Here is an 18352-nt window from a genome sequence, read left to right on the forward strand (position 1 = left end):
CCCTGAGACTTCCTAGGTTGGCCCCTAGGACATGGCAGTGGCCAACCAGACAATAAAGAGCAGTGCCAGCAACGAGGCATAGATGCGAAACGCCAGCAATAACCATCGATGGGCTTGTGTGGTCCGTTCTTGGTTTTTAGGTGAGGTGCCGGCTCGAAGCGAAAACATGGGTGGACTCCTGCCGAATCAGCTAGATAGGGACAGCGGCCGGGCAAACCTGTCGATGTGGGGTACCGCCATGCTCAAGTAGGCGCGCGGCGCCGCCAGAGGACCAGGTCCCCTGCATCCGGGCACTGTGCCCGAGTGCGGCTGAACGTACCCATTACCGTTGGCCCATCCCTGCCTCGCGGGCTTTGATAATGGTCTGTGCCCTGTCTGCGGCACCTAGTTTCGCAAAGGCGTTGGGCTCCAAATTCCAGATGGGTTTGCTGCCAAGGCCCAGATCCGCGGCCGCCGCCCACTCAATGGCCGTTTGCTCCGCTTCCTTCAGTAGGTAGCCGAGCAACCCAGGCTTGAGACAGGCAAACACGGATTCGTCATCTTCGAACATGGTCAACACGGAAATTTTCACACCGGGAAGGTCCCGCACCAGCCGCCGGGGGTCACCTGATCTTTATTCAGTGCTGGCATGTGCAGATCCAGCAGCACCACATCGGGGAGCAATTCCATGACAGGTTCCACGGCGGCCCGTGCGCCCGCAGCCTCGGCCACCACCCCCAGTCCTTGGCACCCACGAGTCCGGGTCCCCGCCGTCGTCAGTGACAGTCAGGGTTCAGCAGGGCCGCCCGCTATCCTGTGGGTTGCTGGCTGCCGTTCCTTCTTGGACGTGCCAGTGCTGTGGTCTCCGGTGCGTCTTAGCCTGGCGCCCTTGCGCCCATTCACTCCATCGCCAGCACAATCATTCCCCGGGCATGGCGTGTGCGTACTTTCGCCAATGCGTCCAGGGCCTGTGCGAAGGGAAACACCCGTTCGAGTTCCACACGGAGGGTTCCGCGAACAATGTCAGCCATGACCTCCACCAGTTCCTGCTGCACGTCAAGGCCATAAGGGACGCCCATCGTCTGTATCCCGCGTTCCCGCGTCAGCTCATCACCGGAGATGCTGATCAAGGATCCGCCGTCCTTCACCACGGGCAGGCTGGCACTAGATGTTCCGGGCTGGATTGCCAGGGCCGCATCTACGCCTCCGGGCCGCCAGGCAAGAACCTGCTCTGGCCAAGTGGGGTCGCGATAGTCAACAGCCAAATCCGCACCGAGTGAGAGTAAGTAGCCGCGATTAGCGGCAGATGCAGAGGCGCCTACCCGCCAGCCGCGCCGCACCGCGAGCGGGATGGCCAGTGTGCCGATGGCGCCGGAGCCCCCTGCTACAAACAGCGAACCTCCAGCTCGGATGGGCGGCAGCGCCCGCAATGCACGCAGCACGGTGTTGCCGGCGACAGGCACCGCCGCGGCGCTCACAAAGTCCATGCCGTGAGGAATCGGCACAATGAGCGATCCGTTCTTGACGGCAACAAACTCCGCCCACGTGCCACCTTTTGCTTGCATTGAACTGACAAACGCAATCCGATCACCTACCAGATGGCCTGCCACCTTGGCACCCACAGCCTCAATGACGCCAGCGCCCTCAATTCCTACGGGATAGGGGAAGATGGCATCAGTCGGCAGAAAGTAGGAGTCGTGGATACCTACGCCAATTGCATGGACACGCACCAGCAACTCATCGTCGCTGATGTCGGGTATGGGCACCTCCGCGAGGACCACGCGCTGACTCCCGTGGCTCGGGGAGACAAAGGCTTTCATTGTTTGCACAACTCTCCTGCGCTTGATCTTGGGTGGCGTGGCACCGGGGCCTGCCCGTGGGGATGGCCAGCCTCAAGTGGGCGGGCCACCCTGTCTTGAGTATTGCAGTTCCCGGCAGGTGTGCAACACTGCGTTACTTGAGTAATTCCGATCCCTTGGCGCAGGCCAATCCTTTGGCGCAGGCCGAGGTCGGGCTGGTGTCGGCCCCGCGCAGCTCGGTGCCAAGCCAGTGCCAAGCCGAACCGGGTCTGCCACCTGTCCGGCCACCGCCGCATGCCCGGCCATCCCGGGCTGCCACCTGTCCGGCCACCATACAGAATTTGAGAGGAGAGACGTGCCGCCGCCAAACAAGGGGCTTTGCGGTCGCAAGAGCTGATTGCTTGTTCATGGCGGGCTCTCCCGCGCCTTGTGGGTGGGTCTGATTGTGGGTGTGTCTGAACTGCTGGGCATGGAATACGGGATCTTTCATTGTTCCCGGCCCGAATCAGCAATAAACAGGGGTGCGGGTCCCGCCGGGCCGGGCGTCTTGCCCGAGCCGGAGGGGGATCCAGCCCTTGAACCAAGCGCGTCCTGCCGGGAGAATTGGCCCATGGCACTTAACCGGCTGGTGATTGCAGGGCTGTTGCTGATAGCCGTGGCTGGCGCCTGTGCGGGCGAGGGGCCGAAGTGGTGTTCCGGCGCACTAGGTTAACGCCGTTGAGCCAATCCATTCCGTTCGTTGCCCAGGCCGCGGTAGGTGCCAGCTGGGCCATTCCCGGAGCCGCACCAGCCTGGCTTCGCCGGCGCAACATCTTGGGCTGACTCATGATGGGCGGGGTGGTTGCCACTGTCACGGCGCTCTCCATCTTTTTGCTGATAGGCCTCCTGCCTGTGCTGTATCCGACCGGAACATGGCTAGGCAGGGTATGGGTAGTGCCCACTGTGGTCTTGGTGGCCGGTGACGTACTGCCGTACTGCCGTGCTGCTGCCGCGGGGATGACTCCGGGTACCGGTGCGCTTGGGTGTGGTGCGCCGCCGTGGTCTATGCGGCCGGGTGTTATGGCTCTGGGGAAAGTGCTGGCTGTGGCTGATCCGGACGGTGCACCCTGAACGCCAGCAACTCACGTGGCTGATCGTCACGGTGGCGCTGTTGATGGGTGAACAGTTCCTTGGCGGAACAGTGCCCGGGTAGTGGGTGCTGAGTCTGTCCTTGTACCTTTCTCCCCGTTGCCATAGCCGTAGGCGTCCTGCGCTACCGGTTGCTGGGCATCCAGGCACTGATGCGCAGTGCCCTCGTCTATGCGCTGCTGATGGGGTGCATCATGGCGGTCTACGCGGCAGTGCTTGCTGTGGCCGCGGCACGCCTGACAGGAGACCCCGTGACAGCCCTTGTGGCGGCGGCCCTCATTGCCGTAGGCATCAGCCCCCTGCGCACCAGCGTGCAGCGTGCAGTGGACCGCTTCCTCTACGGCAAGGGTGCTGACCCATGTCCGCAATGTCAGGACTCGGTGCACTCGCCGCAGGGGCCGCGGATCACGAGCTCCTCCACGTTGTGACCACAGGGATCGAGGACGGCGTCCGTGCTCCCCACGTGCGTATTGCAAGGCTTGACGTAGGTACGCTCGCCTCTGTGGGGGTGCCGGGTGCCACCGTTGATGGGGAACGCGCCGTCGGCCCTGTGTTCACAGCACCCCTGACCCTGGGCGGGCGGGATGTGGGCACGCTTGAACTGGATGGCCGGACGCCGGGGGAGCGTTACCCAGGGTGGGGCAAGGGGATGTTGCGGGCCATGGCGCCGCAACTTGCCGCCGAGATCCATGCACTCTCCCTCACGGCGGAACTGGCCCACCAGCGCGACGCCGTCCTCGAGGCTACGGCCCGTGAACGTGAACGCCTGCGCGGGGACCTGCATGACGGCCTCGGATCGCTGACCGGCGTCGGGCTGGGACTGGCAGCCCTCAGGGACGTCGTCAGCGGGGAGCTTGCCCGCCTAGTCCCTGTGCTGGAGAGGAAGGTTGCTGCATCAGTGACCGAGATCCGGCGCATCCTGGACGGGCTCCTCCCCGAGGCCCTAGTCAGGCACGGGCTTGCCCATGTGCTGCCGGTGCGGCCTGCTGGCTGTTTCCGTGGACGACGACAATGGCTTCCGCGCTCATCCCGCCGACGGGGTTGGGCTGGCATCCATGCGGGTCAGGGTCACCAGGGTCATAGCTACTAGGTGGGAGCATGAGCATCAATTCCTCGGCGGCCGGGGATTATCCAGACTGGGAGGGTTCCCGGTGAATAAGCCTGTACGCCTGATCATCGCCGACGACCATACCATGTTCCTTCACGGGCTTGCCGCTGCGCTCGCAGCCGGGACTGAGCTGACTGTGGTGGGTCACGCGCGCGACGGCCCCTCACTGATGCTGCTAGTTGAGCGCGAACGCCCTGATGTGGTCTTAACCGACTTGGATATGCCAGCAGTGGACGGCACCAGCGCCATCTTCGGCATCACTGGGGCCTATCCTGACATCCCCGTTTTGGTCTTGTCCATGCACAGCGGCGATGAACAAGTCCTCGGGGCCATCCGCGCGGGAGCCTGCGGGTACTTGCTCAAGGGTGCGGGCCGGGATGAGATTGTGCAGGCTGTGCTGGTGGTGGCCGCTGGGGGAACAGTGTTTGGCAGCGTTGTTGGACGCCGTTTTGGTGGACAGTCACGACCGCTTCTTCACTGACAAGATCGCCAACCGCCGCCTCGTTTTCAACCCGGACGAGACCGGGCAGATTGACGTTCATATGGGCTAGCCGCCTGGTTTTCGTTGCCGGGCGCATGGGCTGGGTTTCCGTTCAATAGATCGAATATTTGTTTGGGTATCTATTGCGTCTTGATTACGGTAAGACTAAAATGGGGGTATGAGTATTCGGGAGCAGGTCCCCGGGGACCGGGGCGGTACAGCCACACAGGATGTGGCTGCGGTCCTTGCCGCGGTGACTGTTCCTTCTATTGAACCCTTTGGCACTGACACGCCAGTATTGGTGGGCTTACCGTTGTATATCCCTATCCCGGTTCCTGATCCTGAACCGGCGTCCGTGGTGGGGATCGCTCGTGAGGTGTATGACCAAGGCCTGCACGCGCTGGGTGTGTTGAAGAAACTCGAGGACGCGCTCAGCGCTTGTAAGGCCTCGTTAGTGGCCCGGGTTGTGGGGGCTGCCGGAGTGGAAGCCGGGGTGATCGGGTTGGATTCCTGGCAGCGTGGAGTGATGGAATCCTCCGCGTTGACACATCTTGGGCTGGTTCTGGGCATCCCGGAACGTACTGCTGCAGTGTTAGCTCACCACAGTACTGAACTGGTTGACTCTCACCCGCGGGTCCTTGCCGGGCTAAGTAATGGCCTGTTTTCCTTCCGTCACGCCACGGTCATGATGGACGAGTTCGGTACCCTGAATGAGCACGGCGATATCAGCGATGAGAAGCTATTGCTCTTCGAGGACCGGTTGTTGAAGCTGGTCTTGAACACGACCGTGGCGTGCTTTCATGCGAAAGCACGCAGGGCACGGGAATCAATGTTCCCAGCCACCATGGCCACCCGGACCAAGGAAGCCTTTCGGCAACGGACCATGACGTGTTTACCGGGAAAAGACGGGATGTCCTGGCTCACCCTGTACGTGCCCACCCTGGCCGCTGAAGGTATCTATACCAACTGCACCCGCCTAGCCAGGGCACTGAAAGCCGACGCGAACACAGCCCAATCCCATGCGGACCAAGCAGGTACCGGCCAAGACTGCCGTGAATACCGGACCCTGACCCAACTCAGAGCCGATGTAGGCGCAACCCTGCTCCTAGGACCACCACCCACCAACACCAATAGCAACAGCAACACCGGCGCCAGGGCTGGTGCCAGGGCCGGTGCGGGGGCTGGCGGCAGTGCTGGAGGTGGTGAGGGTTCCGTTGGGGGTGATGGGCTACATGATCGCGTTAATACCTCGGACGGGAACAATGCCTGGTTCGGGGGAGTGCGGATCGCGGAGGAAGAAGCACCCTGGCACTACACCGGCCCGCGTACCAGCCCGAACCCCAGCTCAAACACCAGCCCGAACCCGAGTTCAAGCACGGGCCCGAACACTGCTGCAGCCCCAAAGCTAAACCCAGAGATAAACCCAGAGCTAGCCCCGGGGGTAGCCGCTGGGGACGGTGAATCGTTCGCTCACACCACAGCAAATAATCCCACCTCGCAACCCTTTATCGGTACCTTCCTGCCCGAAACCAGCGGGTCTGTGGTGGGGGATGAGGTGCTGGTGGGTGAGTTGGTGGGGGATGGATCGGGGTTTATCGATGGTGTGGTGGATGGGATTTTTGAGGATCCGCAAGGAGAGTATTTGAGGCAGTTGGAGGCGGTGGCGCACTCGAAGGTGATCACGGATCCGCCCTTACCCAAAGCGCTGATCTTGTTGAAAGTTCCGGTGTTAGGGCTGTTGGGGATCACGGATGAACCCGCTGAGCTAGCTGGCCCGTTGGCTGGGCCAGTTCCAGAGAACATTGCCCGGCTTCTCTTAGCGCAGTCCACCACGTTCCTGCGGGTCTTGACGGATCCGATCACCGGTGATGTGTTGCCAGCACAGCCGCAACGCTACACGCTCAAGGAAGCAGAGAAACTAGTCCTGCAGGCCTTGGCTGGGCATTGCTACGTAGCGAATTGTCCCAACCCTGTCATTGATACCGATCTAGACCATCTGGAAGCGTTCGAGTTCGGGGGCCAGTCCAGCATGATGAATCTACGCCCTGCTTGTAAACGCCACCACACCATGAAGCACTTCAAAGACGATAAAAACCGGTACGGGCAGCGCCGCTGCATCAACGAACCAGAACGCAACAACATCCGGCTGCGTGGCTGGACACCCCAACCCACCAGCGATGGACGCATCGGCTGGATCACCCCATCAGGGACCTACCAAGAACCACCAGAAGAAGACACCCCACGCCCCCGATACCCCAAATGGCTCAAGAAACTCATCACCAAACAACTCAAAAAACGCTCATAACCAAGGGCCCAAATGACCGCACGGGAATCTGGGAAGGGGTACCAAAGACGATCGGGTGGCTTCTGCAAGAACAGAAGCCACCCGATTACGCATGCGCTCAAAGAGTCATGTTCGCAAGGACGCACACACAGCCATCAGTACGCTGGATTCGCCTGCTCGCCCCAGATTCCTCTGCTTGCGCCGGCATTCGCCGGCTTGCGGTTGAACCGTCCTTGACTGGCGGAGTGAGTCTTACATATTTGAAGGCTAGTTCCTCACTTTGCGTGCTGCACCCGAGAGGCTATGGGCGTCCAAGGCGAACAGGTCCGTGGCGCCCGCTGTTGCGGCACCCAGCAGGCTGCCACTCTGGGGCAGGATTTGCTGGGCGTAGAAACGGGCCAATACCAACTGGTTGTCCGCCAGGCTGGCATCATCCGTCTTTGCCGCAGCAACGGCTGCCCGTGCCAGCATCCAGGCACTGGTGCACAGCCCCCACATTCGCAAGTAGGGTGTCGAGCCGGCCAGCACGGAATTGGGGTCGCCCTGGCCGGTCTTGAGCATCCAATGGGTTGCTCTCTCCAACTCACTGAACTGACGCTCTAATTCCTCCCGGATGCCGTCAAAGTCAGCGCCGGCGTTGGCCAGGTCCGTTTCCACTTCGCGCATGGTGGCAATGAACTCCAGAATGGAGGCGCCTCCTCGGACCCCCAGTTTGCGGCCAACGAGATCGGCCGCCTGAATGCCGTTGGTACCTTCGTAAATAGCGGCAATGCGGACGTCGCGTACGTGCTGGGCGGCCCCTGTCTCTTCAATGAAGCCCATTCCCCCTTGGATCTGTAGTGCCAGCGAGGTGAGCTCGTTCCCCATGTCAGTGCCGAACGACTTGCAGATTGGGGTCAGTATTCCTACGATCTCATCGGCCCGCGCGCGGACTGCCGGATCGGGATCGTGGGTGCTGATATCCACATAGCTTGCGTCCAGCAGCATCAAGTAGCGCAGGGCTGCGATGCTGGCGCGCTGGGTCATGAGCATGCGCCGCACGTCAGGGAATTCGATAATGGCTGAAGTAGCGCCCGTGGCTCCAATGGCCAGACCCTGCTGGCGCTGCTGCGCGTACTCGAGCGATTGCTGGTAGGCGCGCTCTGCCACTGCAAGGCCCTGCGCACCAACACCCAGACGGGCAGCGTTCATCATGACAAACATGATGCGCATTCCCTTGTTCTCTTCGCCGATCAAGTATCCCGTTGCATTCTCGTAGGACAGCACACACGTGGGGGAAGCATGGATGCCCATCTTGTGTTCCAGGGAGACAGTTTCCACGTTGTTGCGTTCGCCGAGCGACTCATCGTCGTTGACCAAGTATTTGGGCACTATAAAACATGAAATGCCGCGGGTTCCCTCAGGCGCCCCGGGCGTGCGGGCGAGCACCAGATGCACGATCTGCTCGGCCATGTCGTGGTCACCGTAGGTGATGAAGATTTTCTGGCCCGTGATGGCGTAGCTGCCGTCCTCATTCTTCACGGCCTTGGTGGTCAGGGCGCCAACATCCGAGCCGGCCTGCGGTTCGGTGAGGTTCATGGTGCCTGTCCACTCGCCACTGACCATCTTGGGCAAATAACGGTTCTTCATTTTGTCATCGCCATAGTGCAGCAGGGCGTCGATGGCACCTTGCGTCAGCAACGGGCATAAGGAGAATGCCAAGTTGGCGCTGTTAAACATCTCTTGGATGGCAAGGCCGACGGCGCGAGGGAAACCGCCACCGCCGTATTCCTCGGGCAGCGGCACGGATCCCCATCCGGCGTCGACATATTGCTGGTACGCATCCTTGAAACCATCGGGGGTGAGAACAGTGCCGTCGGGTTTGAGGTGGGAACCCTGAATGTCCCCCTGTCGGTTCAGTGGCGCAACGATCTCCGCCATGAACTCACCGCACTGTTCCAGGAGCTCGACAACGGTGTCGAGGTCAGCGTGTTCGTAGCCTGGCAACGTGGCGATGTCCGGGTAACCCACAACATGTTCGAGTGCGAAGGCAATGTCTGCAATTGGAGGCTGGTATTCACTCATAATCGTCAGCGTACCGCGACGCGGGCCGTTTGTGGTGAATATTTGTTACTTGCCAGTAATGTGGCGTGGCTCATATTTCTAAAGGTAATGGAAGGTTCCTTCATCGCCTCGCAAAACACTTCCACGTGCGGGGAGGTTCCCGTGGTGGGAACAGGATCATGGCGTGAGCTAAGAAGGAACCCGCAGTGGGGGGCGGTTGGACAAAGTGACATGCGGCTCATTGTCCGTTTCGGTGCAGGTCTTTGGCCTGTTGAGAGGTAATGTTCTTGATAGCCAACGCGCTCTTCTCAGAGTTAGCGGCGGTTAGGCCCATATGAGTATCTCGCCGATGCTTGTATGGGCCGTCTTTATTTGCCCAGAAGTCATAGCCCGCTCAGAAACCTTCGATCACTTGGTCCAGGCCCGGGTTGGTGCCACAGTAATGTGGGAAACGCCGGGGTAATAGGATCAGGCGTGCGTCCAGATCATTCCCCCGAGGCAAGTAAGTGGGGAGGAAACGGAGAATCGTGGTGATTGCCCCAGTTCTTGTTCTGCGTCCTGGACGCGTGGCCGAAGACCTTGAAGAGTTGACAAATGTCTGGCGGGATTCCGTTGAGGCCACCCACCATTTTCTTTCGCTTGAGGCGATAGACAGGCTTGAGCCCCTGTTTAGGGACAAGCACATCCCAAGCCTGCGAATCCATGTAGCGGAGCGAAATGGCTGCATTCTAGGTTTTATTGGCATGGACCGTGATCATGTGGCGATGCTCTATGTGGCTGATGAAGCCAGGTCCAAAGGTGTGGGCAGCAGACTTTTGGAGTGGGCCAAGGATCAGACGCCGCGGCTGACCCTAGATGTCAACGAACAGAACCCGCGTGCCGCTGTTTTCTATGTTAAACGTGGATTTAGGACCGTAGGTAGATCAGAAAACGATGCCCAGGGGCAACCTCACCCGCTTCTTCAACTGTTCTGGGAAAGGGACCTGGTGGAGGCGGCGCTGCATGGAATGGAATTTTAGGCCATCCGTCCACATCCAAGACCCAAGATTGCCGCAGTCCAGATGGTAATAATGGCTCGTGGGGATCACACAGTAGGCTGCCAGTGCCAATCCGTCAGCAACAGGCCCACTCATGACCGGTGGTGCTGTAGGTGGTCTCAAGTCCAAGGAATCCTATGCTCAGTACTAGCGCTCTCTCCGGGGCGGCCAGAGCAAAAGTTCCTGGCGCAAGAACCGCGCCCGGTGCAGTAGCTGCCCGGGGCAGAGTCCCGCCGTCTGTCAGCAGTCCCAGTTACACCGCGAAGGTGCCTCTCACTAGGAAACGCCCAGAGCACTAGGGCATGCCCAAAGCAAGCAAAGCCAGAGTGCGCGGGTGACCCAGTTGCCCTACGGCGCGGGCGTCCCGGCCTTTCCCTCTGGTGGTTTGGTGGTTTTTACGGGGGTGGTTCCGGGGAGTTCAGGTGTGGGGGCAGGCTTCGTGTGGCCAGCACGTGCGGCAGTCTTTGCCTCCTGCCGGGATGCCCGCTCCCGTTCCTGCTGGTCTTGGCGAACGATCTTTTCCGCTGCCTTGACCTCACGTAGCTTCTTGCTGCGGCGCAGCCACATCCTGCCTAGGACAATGAGCGCCACGGCACAGACCACGCCAACCACCATGAATACTTGGCTCCAAGTACCAAACCAGTTGGCGCTGTTGGCCCAGATGGACCGGGCGTTGGCAGCGGATTGCGTGCTGCCGTACAGTACCCCAAGAGTCAGCAGGTTGGGGATGAGCAGCACCAGTCCCAGCGCCACCAAACTCAGCCGCACCCACTTGTTGAACGCCCTCCGGTGCGCCTGCCAGGCAATCAGAACAGGGACAAAGGTGAAAACGAAGCCGTAAAACATGCCCAACGGAATGCTGTTACCCAGTTGGCCGCCAATCTGGCCCCTGATGGAGTTGGCCCACATCAACGGAACCGTCACCGAGGCAATCAAATAGACAATGACAAGAACGGCTATGGCGATAGCACCGATGATGGTGCGCACAAGCCAGACGGGCATTTTGCCCCTGCGGCCGTTGTCTAGGCTGCTAGGGGAACCGCCGGCGGTGGGAGGCGTCACAGAATCAGTCATAGATGAATCATGTCAGAGTCGGCGCTATGGTTCGGCCGCAGAAGTGACTAATTTGCTAGAATGCACCTTCGACTTGTAAAGAACGGCTCCACCCTAAAGACTGGACGTGGTCAAGGAGCGAAAACGGCCTTGGAGCATGTTTTAAGCCTTGGAGCATGTTTTAATTTAAACTTCACTTTCTTCGCGCGGCAGCGATGAACCTCGAAAGGTGCCCATCATGAGCAATATTCCCGCAGATCTGTCCTACACAGCAGAGCACGAATGGGTTTCAGCCCCCACAGCCGACGGCGTGGTGCGGGTTGGCATCACCGATTTCGCCCAGGACGCCTTGGGAGATGTTGTCTACGTGCAAATGCCCGAGAACGGCGCGGATGTTACGGCCGATACCGTGGTGGGCGAAGTCGAATCGACGAAGAGCGTCAGTGACATTTACGCACCATTGACGGGGCAGGTTTCGGCCCGCAACGAGGATTTGGATGCGGATCCATCCCTTATTAACTCCGATCCTTACGGAGCGGGCTGGCTGGTGGAAATCACCCTCAGCGATGTGTCCAGCTACGGCTCATTGCTCAGCGCGGCGCAGTACCAGGAAAAGGTAGGCTAGTAGCTGGAAGCTATGTTCCAGACGCCCGTCCGCGCCGCGGTACCGGGTGGTGCGTGTCAGAGCATTCACAGCAACGGCTCGTAAGTTGGTAATATTGTGGGTTCGAGTGAACCCTCAAAGACTTTTTACAAGGAGGAGTACCAATGGTTGACAGAGGTAACGACGCCGGGGTGAACGATCAGGCGGGCCTCCAGGATCAGCCCGGTGCACCAGATACCACTTCGATTCAGCTTCCTCCGGTCCAGGGCGGTCCAACGTCGGTACCGATTTTGGCGCCTGATGAACAAAATGCCGTGAACTCGCTGCCCGCGGGTTCGGCTCTGCTCATTGCGCACATTGGGCCGAATGCAGGGGCTCGTTTCCTGCTTGACAGTCAAGTGACCACCGCCGGGCGGCATCCAGACGCTGACATTTTCCTTGACGATGTCACCGTCTCACGCCGCCACGTGAACTTCATCAAGTTCGACGGCGGCTTTGAAGTTGTCGATTCCGGCAGCCTCAACGGCACGTACGTCAACGGTGACAGGGTGGATGCAGTCCGGCTACGGACCGGCAGCGAGGTGCAGATTGGCAAATTCCGCCTGACCTACTACTTCAGTGCCAATCCGGGAGCCGGTGACAGTACCAGTTCATCGGATTCCTAAGGGCACCGTGGGAAGCGTGAATTCCGCAGCCGGGCGCCGGCTGGTGGATGTGCATTCCAGCAGCCGGCGGACCGGCGCCGCAACCGTCTTGAATATCGGTGAGGTGCTTGCTTTGCTGTGCGCTGATTTCCCTTCTGTGACGGCGTCCAAGATCCGTTTTTATGAAGAAAAGGGGCTCATCACCCCGCAGCGCACCCCGGCGGGCTACCGCCAATTCCGGGAGCCCGACGTCGAACGTCTGCGGTTTGTCCTGGCGCTGCAACGCGATCACTACCTGCCGTTGAAGGTCATCCGGGAGTATTTGGATGCGATAGATCAAGGCTTGACACCGCTGAACCTCCCGCCAGGAGTATCTGTGGCACCACGGATGGTCTCTGACGAACTTGCCCGAGAACTCAAGAGTAAGTCCCGCCGTTTGACGGCCGAGCAACTGCGGATTGAATCCGGGGCCGGCGCAGAACTGCTGGCAACCATGGTCAGCTATGGACTTGTGGAAAATAAGGACGGCACCTTTGACGAGCACGCCGTAAAGATTGCCCAGGCCTGCACCGCACTGGCCGCGCACGGGCTTGAACCGCGGCACCTGCGCCCGTTCCAAGCAGCGGCAGAGCGTGAGTTCGGTTTGGTGGAACGCGTAGTGGCTCCGCTGTCCTCACGCAAGGATGGCACATCCGCGGTGCGCGCCGCCGAAGCCGCCCGCGAGATTGCCGAACTCTGCTTGACCTTGCACAGCTCCCTGGTCCAGGTGCGGATTGCGGAGATGGAAAGCTCATGATTGAAGTGGAAATTGTTGGCGTGCGGATCGAGATGCCCTCCAACCAGCCCCTGGTGCTGTTGCGCGAGCGGACTGGCCCGCGGCACATCCCGATCTGGATTGGAGCCGCAGAGGCCACAGCCATCGCCTTGGCCGAACAAGGGGTCATCCCGCCCCGCCCACTCACCCACGATCTCTTGTGTGAGGTGGTCCATGCGCTGGGCCGTAAAATAGTGCGCGTAAATTTGACCAAGGTTGAGGAGGGTGTTTTCCATGGCGAACTGGTCATGGATGACAGCACCACTGTCAGCTCAAGGGCCTCTGATGCCATTGCCATCGCCCAGCGTGCCCATTGCTCCATCTGGGCTGCGGAAAGCCTGGTGGATGAGGCTGGGGTTGAGATTGGTCCTCACGAGGAAGCCTCCGGCGCCGGCGAAGCTGCTGGGGATAGTGCCGATGACGATGCCAAGGAACGTGAGGTTCGTCAATTTAGGGAATTCCTCAACGACGTTGAACCTGAAGATTTTGAGAAGTAAACCCCGGTTTTCCGAGCTTTCCCACAGTCACCTAAGGTTCAGGCTGAGGTCGAAACTTTCGACACGCTAAAAATGAAGTGCCGAGATCTTTGACCTTGGACTCGCACCGATCTAACGTCAAGGTATTGAGTTCCCCATTGCAAGCCACGGCTGCTGCGGGCAGACTTGAGAGACGGGCTATCTCTGACTCTCCTTGTATGCCTTGCTTCCATGTGCAACGCAACCATCCATTCAGGGGAGCTTCGAATAGGAGGATCCACGTGAGTGCCACCAGTGACGTCGGCGGAACTAATGCCGCTGCTGTCCCCAGCACGGCTTTGAGTGCAGGGTCACAGGGGTTGCTCTTTACCGAGGATCTTCCAGTTCTGGACCAGAACGCAGGCTACCGCGGACCCACCGCATGTAAAGCGGCTGGGATCACCTACCGTCAGCTCGATTATTGGGCCCGTACCGGGCTTGTTGAACCGGCGGTGCGCGGCGCGGCGGGTTCAGGTTCCCAACGCCTCTACGGCTTCCGAGACATCCTGGTCCTGAAGGTCGTCAAGAGGCTCTTGGATACGGGAGTGTCCCTGCAACAGATCCGCTCTGCCGTGGAACACCTGCGCGAACGCGGTGTTGAAGATCTGGCCCAAATCACGTTGATGAGTGACGGCGCATCCGTCTACGAATGCACCTCCGCAGACGAGGTCATCGATCTGGTCCAAGGCGGTCAAGGCGTCTTCGGCATTGCTGTAGGCCGGGTCTGGCGTGAAGTTGAGGGTAGCTTGGCAGCCCTCCCCAGCGAACACGCAGCAGTGCAGACGTTTCCTGGCGATGAACTGAGCAAGCGTCGGGAAGCACGCAAGATCTCCTAATCTCCACCTTGGCGCGTGAATTCGCGTCTACAGCTTCCATCCTTGAGAAATGCCATGGTTTGACGTAAATGCCACAGCTTGAGCTGTGGCATTTACGTCAAACCATGGCATTTTTGTTGGCTGGGCCGAAAGCGGCGCTGACAGGTGCGGAATCCTAGCCGCGGTAGAGGCGGCTACGGGTGGCGCTCTGGTTCAGCACAGAGTCAAGCAACCGGTCAAAGAGAGCTGAGGCGTTCTTGGCGGAGTCTCCTGGCCATTGGTGCACCGGATGTGCGGCACCTTGAATCTGCTGCCAATTGGCCTGTTCGGGGATGGTGGGGGAGAGCAGTAGATCGCTAAACATGGTCCGCATCTCTGCCAGACGGTACGCGTGCTCATTGGAGCCAGTCCGAACACGGTTGGCCACAATCCCGGCTGGCACCAGCGCCGGAGCGAATTCAGTTCGGAAAAGCTCAATGGCGCGCAAAGTACGCTGAGTGCCGGCAACCGAGAACAGGCCCGGCTCAGCCACCAAAAGAACCCGGCTGCTGGCTGTCCACGCCATGCGCGTCAAACCATTGAGCGAGGGTGGGCAGTCAATCAGGACCAACTGGTACGGAGCACTGCCATCACGGTCGGCATTGGCCAAAAGAGTGGCAAGTCTGCGCAAATCACGTTTGCCCAGATCGGGGCGATCATAAATCCCGCTAAACGCCGAGCCCATGGCAACGTCAAGCGTGGGGAGGGGCCCGTCGTCGTTCTTGTGGGCGGCCAACCAGCCGCTGGGGGCCACGTTGGCACCAAGATCGACCTTCTTGGCATTCTTGATCATCTGGCCAATGTCTAGCTGACCGCGCGGGACAACACCTAGCCCGGTGGTGGCGTCGGCATGAGGGTCAAGGTCTATGACGAGGGTCGGGATGCCGGCAGCCAACGCTGCCGAGGCCAAACCGAGCGTGACTGAGGTCTTGCCGACGCCACCCTTGAGGCTGCTGATACTCACTACTTGCACGGATGAACCATTACCCTTTGCGTTGCTTTTTTACTGATATGCCTGGTATTGGCATTGACACATACAATAGCTGTGGAACGTTCGCGACTTGGAGAACCCATTGACAAATACCTTTGATTTTCTGCCCGGGAGCCAAAACACAAACAACCTTGTGTCGGCCGTCTTTAGCGATCGTCACATCGGGGTTGCATCGCAACCCCACATTCATCATATGTTGAGCGTCCTTGGATTTGGTTCTTTGGACGAGCTTTCTATTGCGGCGCTGCCCAAATCGATCTACATGAGCCAGCCGCTCTCGCTTCAGGCCGCTGTGTCTGAGGAGGCCATGCTGGCCGAATTGCGCGTGCTGGCGGCAAAGAACACCGTGAACAAGTCCTATATTGGCCAAGGCTATTATGGCACCCACACCCCCGGAGTTATCCAGCGTAACGTCTTGGAGAGCCCCGCCTGGTACACGGCATACACGCCCTACCAGCCCGAAATTTCCCAAGGCCGCCTTGAAGCACTTCTGAACTTCCAAACAGTTGTGGCGGATCTCACCGGAATGGTCACGGCCAACGCCTCCATGCTGGATGAGGGAACAGCCGCGGCCGAAGCCGTTGCCTTGATGCGCCGCAGCAACCGCGGTGCCTCCGATGATGCTGTGCTGCTGGTGGACGCCGATGTTTTCCCGCAGACTTTGGCCGTGATCAACACCCGTGCCAAGGCCATGGGCATCCCCGTGCGGGTCCATGACTTCGAGAACGAACTCCCGGACGTTGAGTTCTTTGGCGTGCTTGTGCAGTACCCTGGCGATTCCGGAATGATCCGTGAGCTTGGACCCGTCATCGCTGCGGCCCATGAGAAGAAGGCTCTGGTGGCGGTTGCCGCAGATCTGCTGGCGCTGACGCTGCTGGAATCTCCCGGTGAGCTCGGAGCCGATCTTGCTGTGGGATCCTCGCAGCGCTTTGGCGTGCCCATGGGCTTTGGTGGCCCGCACGCCGGCTACATGGCCGTTCGCAAGGGACTGGAGCGTGCACTGCCGGGCCGTTTGGTGGGCGTCTCCAAGGACGCCGCCGGAAACCAGGCCTACCGCCTTGCACTGCAGACCCGTGAGCAGCACATTCGCCGCGAGAAGGCCACCTCCAACATTTGCACGGCACAGGTGCTGCTGGCCGTCATGGCTGGCATGTACGCCGTCTATCACGGCCCCGAAGGCCTCAAACGTATTGCCACCCGCGTCCACGCCATGGCCGTGGCTGTTGCAGAGACTGCAACGGCTGCCGGTCACACCGTGGTGCACGCCAACTACTTTGACACCCTCAAGATCCGGATAGCCTCTGTTAGCGGCCACGCAGCCGCTGAGCTGGTGGCGGCAGCCCACGCCGCTGGCTACCTCCTGCGCCAGGTGGACCACGATCACGTGCAGATTGCCGTCGATGAAACCACCACGGAAGCAGACGTTGCCGGGTTCGCCACACTGTTTGGCACTGAGTTCACTGGCGCACAGTCTCCCTCCGCTCAGGGGCCGAAAATTGCCCAGTTTGCGGAGGATGTTCTGCTTCCCACCCCGCACCGTGCCACGGGCTTCATGAGCAATGAGGTGTTCCACGCGCACAACTCAGAGACCCAGATGCTGCGCTACCTGCGTAAACTCTCGGATGCAGACTATGCGCTGGACCGCGGCATGATCCCTTTGGGCTCGTGCACCATGAAACTCAACGCCACCGCCGAGATGGCTGCCGTGACGTGGCCGGAATTTTCCAACCTGCACCCGTTCGCACCCGCCGCGGACACCGTGGGCATTGTGGAAATGGCCACACAGCTGGAGTCCTGGCTGGCGGAAATTACCGGCTATGACGCCGTTTCGGTTCAGCCCAACGCCGGTTCCCAAGGTGAATTTGCTGGCCTCATGGCCATCCGCGCCTTCCACGTGGAAAACGGCAACCCGCACCGCGATATTGTGCTGATACCCGCTTCCGCGCACGGCACCAACGCCGCCTCAGCCGTCATGGCCGGGCTGAAGGTAGTCCCGGTTGCCACGGACGGATTCGGCAACGTTGATATTGATGATCTGAAGGCCCAGATCCACGTCCACGAAAACAACTTGGCTGCCATCATGGTCACCTACCCGTCAACCCACGGCGTGTTTGAGACGGAGATTTCCAACATCTGCGCCATGATTCACGACGCCGGAGGCCAGGTTTACGTGGACGGTGCCAACTTGAACGCTCTGGTTGGTTTGGCCCAGCCCGGGCAATTTGGTGCCGACGTTTCCCACCTGAACCTGCACAAGACGTTCTGCATTCCGCACGGCGGCGGCGGTCCAGGCGTGGGCCCCGTAGCTGTTGGTGCCCACCTGGCCAAACACCTGCCCGCCCGCGAGCTCGGCGCAGACACCACGGTGGGTCTGGTTTCCAGCGCACCGTACGGTTCGGCGTCGATCCTGCCCATCTCCTGGGCTTATATCCGCATGATGGGACCGGACGGGCTGCGCCTGGCCACCCAGACGGCCATCCTCTCTGCGAACTATATTGCCCGGCGCCTGAGCGAGCATTACCCGGTTCTGTACACGGGCGCCAATGATCTGGTGGCTCACGAGTGCATTTTGGATCTGCGCGGCATTACCGCGGATTCCGGTGTCAGCGTGGATGATGTGGCCAAGCGCCTCATCGACTACGGCTTCCACGCTCCCACCATGTCCTTCCCCGTCCCGGGCACCTTGATGGTGGAGCCCACGGAATCGGAGGACTTGGCTGAAATTGATCGCTTCATCAACGCCATGATCTCCATCCGTCGAGAAATTGCAGCTGTCCAGGACGGGCAATGGCCGGCTGCGGACAACCCGCTAGTCAACGCACCGCACACGGCACAAAGCATTGCACAGGAGTGGGAACACCCCTACAGCCGCGAAACCGCTGTTTTCCCGGCGGGTGTGGACCCTCGGGCCAAGTATTGGCCCGTAGTGCGCCGGATCGATCAGGCGTACGGGGACCGCAACTTGGTCTGCTCCTGCCCGTCCATTGAAGAACTAGCGGAAGTTTTCTAAACGAGGTG

The 18352-nt window shown here is 60.2% G+C and carries 19 protein-coding genes; 12 read left to right on the plus strand and 7 right to left on the minus strand.

Annotated elements, in window-relative coordinates; genetic code table 11:
- Positions 1-24: 24 nt before the first annotated feature.
- The 4 genes from ABIB48_RS00235 to ABIB48_RS00250 all read right to left on the minus strand — a co-directional run bounded on the left by ABIB48_RS00235 (position 25) and on the right by ABIB48_RS00250 (position 1799).
- The gene (locus ABIB48_RS00235; protein ID WP_170120943.1) at positions 25-168 is read right to left on the minus strand and encodes a hypothetical protein; all 144 of its coding nucleotides are present in this window, start codon (positions 166-168) and stop codon (positions 25-27) included.
- 154 nt (positions 169-322) lie between these two features.
- Complete coding sequence (locus ABIB48_RS00240; protein ID WP_354211262.1) at positions 323-571, minus strand: response regulator; 249 nt, start codon at positions 569-571, stop codon at positions 323-325.
- Positions 568-711 (minus strand): hypothetical protein, encoded by a 144-nt coding sequence (locus ABIB48_RS00245; RefSeq protein WP_354211264.1) that lies wholly within the window; start codon positions 709-711, stop codon positions 568-570. Before ABIB48_RS00245 ends, ABIB48_RS00240 begins: the two co-directional genes overlap by 4 nt.
- Before the next feature lie 167 nt (positions 712-878).
- Positions 879-1799 carry an NADP-dependent oxidoreductase gene (locus ABIB48_RS00250; protein ID WP_354211989.1) on the minus strand — a complete coding sequence of 307 codons (921 nt, stop codon included), beginning with the start codon at positions 1797-1799 and terminating at the stop codon, positions 879-881.
- Between the two features lie 816 nt (positions 1800-2615).
- Between ABIB48_RS00250 and ABIB48_RS00255 the strand changes: the two genes are divergently transcribed.
- The 5 genes from ABIB48_RS00255 to ABIB48_RS00275 all read left to right on the plus strand — a co-directional run bounded on the left by ABIB48_RS00255 (position 2616) and on the right by ABIB48_RS00275 (position 6800).
- Positions 2616-2888, plus strand: coding sequence for a hypothetical protein (locus ABIB48_RS00255; RefSeq protein WP_354211266.1), 273 nt, complete (start codon positions 2616-2618; stop codon positions 2886-2888).
- A gap of 170 nt (positions 2889-3058) precedes the next feature.
- Positions 3059-3334 carry a hypothetical protein gene (locus tag ABIB48_RS00260; protein WP_354211268.1) on the plus strand — a complete coding sequence of 92 codons (276 nt, stop codon included), beginning with the start codon at positions 3059-3061 and terminating at the stop codon, positions 3332-3334.
- Entirely contained in the window at positions 3265-3996 is a 732-nt protein-coding gene (locus tag ABIB48_RS00265; protein ID WP_354211270.1) for a histidine kinase, read from the plus strand. The genes ABIB48_RS00260 and ABIB48_RS00265 overlap by 70 nt, the downstream gene beginning before the upstream one ends.
- Positions 3997-4057: 61 nt before the next feature.
- Complete coding sequence (locus ABIB48_RS00270) at positions 4058-4495, plus strand: response regulator (RefSeq protein ID WP_170120945.1); 438 nt, start codon at positions 4058-4060, stop codon at positions 4493-4495.
- Between the two features lie 178 nt (positions 4496-4673).
- Positions 4674-6800, plus strand: a complete 2127-nt coding sequence (locus tag ABIB48_RS00275) for an HNH endonuclease signature motif containing protein (RefSeq protein ID WP_354211272.1) — start codon at positions 4674-4676, stop codon at positions 6798-6800.
- A 246-nt stretch (positions 6801-7046) separates the two neighbouring features.
- On the opposite strand, the gene ABIB48_RS00280 is transcribed toward ABIB48_RS00275, so the two are convergent.
- Positions 7047-8843, minus strand: coding sequence for an acyl-CoA dehydrogenase family protein (locus ABIB48_RS00280; RefSeq protein ID WP_315915000.1), 1797 nt, complete (start codon positions 8841-8843; stop codon positions 7047-7049).
- A gap of 506 nt (positions 8844-9349) precedes the next feature.
- Here ABIB48_RS00280 and ABIB48_RS00285 point away from each other — a divergent pair.
- On the plus strand, positions 9350-9841 hold the full coding sequence (locus tag ABIB48_RS00285; RefSeq protein WP_354211275.1) for a GNAT family N-acetyltransferase: 492 nt from the start codon (positions 9350-9352) through the stop codon (positions 9839-9841).
- Between the two features lie 366 nt (positions 9842-10207).
- On the opposite strand, the gene ABIB48_RS00290 is transcribed toward ABIB48_RS00285, so the two are convergent.
- A complete protein-coding gene (locus tag ABIB48_RS00290) occupies positions 10208-10933 on the minus strand; it encodes a TMEM175 family protein (RefSeq protein ID WP_354211277.1) in 726 nt (241 codons plus the stop codon).
- 217 nt (positions 10934-11150) lie between these two features.
- Between ABIB48_RS00290 and gcvH the strand changes: the two genes are divergently transcribed.
- The 5 genes from gcvH (at position 11151) to ABIB48_RS00315 (ending at position 14325) form a co-directional block, all read left to right on the plus strand.
- Positions 11151-11537, plus strand: coding sequence for a glycine cleavage system protein GcvH (gene gcvH / locus ABIB48_RS00295; RefSeq protein WP_110106222.1), 387 nt, complete (start codon positions 11151-11153; stop codon positions 11535-11537).
- 143 nt (positions 11538-11680) lie between these two features.
- Positions 11681-12181 (plus strand): FHA domain-containing protein, encoded by a 501-nt coding sequence (locus ABIB48_RS00300; protein WP_354211279.1) that lies wholly within the window; start codon positions 11681-11683, stop codon positions 12179-12181.
- A 49-nt stretch (positions 12182-12230) separates the two neighbouring features.
- Positions 12231-12956, plus strand: coding sequence for a transcriptional regulator FtsR (ftsR, locus tag ABIB48_RS00305; RefSeq protein WP_315915153.1), 726 nt, complete (start codon positions 12231-12233; stop codon positions 12954-12956).
- Entirely contained in the window at positions 12953-13471 is a 519-nt protein-coding gene (locus tag ABIB48_RS00310; RefSeq protein WP_354211281.1) for a bifunctional nuclease family protein, read from the plus strand. Before ftsR ends, ABIB48_RS00310 begins: the two co-directional genes overlap by 4 nt.
- Before the next feature lie 317 nt (positions 13472-13788).
- Positions 13789-14325 carry a MerR family transcriptional regulator gene (locus ABIB48_RS00315; protein ID WP_179442535.1) on the plus strand — a complete coding sequence of 179 codons (537 nt, stop codon included), beginning with the start codon at positions 13789-13791 and terminating at the stop codon, positions 14323-14325.
- Between the two features lie 154 nt (positions 14326-14479).
- On the opposite strand, the gene ABIB48_RS00320 is transcribed toward ABIB48_RS00315, so the two are convergent.
- Entirely contained in the window at positions 14480-15316 is an 837-nt protein-coding gene (locus ABIB48_RS00320) for a ParA family protein (protein ID WP_110106022.1), read from the minus strand.
- Between the two features lie 151 nt (positions 15317-15467).
- Between ABIB48_RS00320 and gcvP the strand changes: the two genes are divergently transcribed.
- Entirely contained in the window at positions 15468-18344 is a 2877-nt protein-coding gene (gcvP, locus tag ABIB48_RS00325; RefSeq protein ID WP_315915154.1) for an aminomethyl-transferring glycine dehydrogenase, read from the plus strand.
- Positions 18345-18352 lie beyond the last annotated feature (8 nt).

This window comes from Arthrobacter sp. UYCu511 (assembly GCF_040547105.1).
Lineage (GTDB): Bacteria > Actinomycetota > Actinomycetes > Actinomycetales > Micrococcaceae > Specibacter > Specibacter psychrochitiniphilus.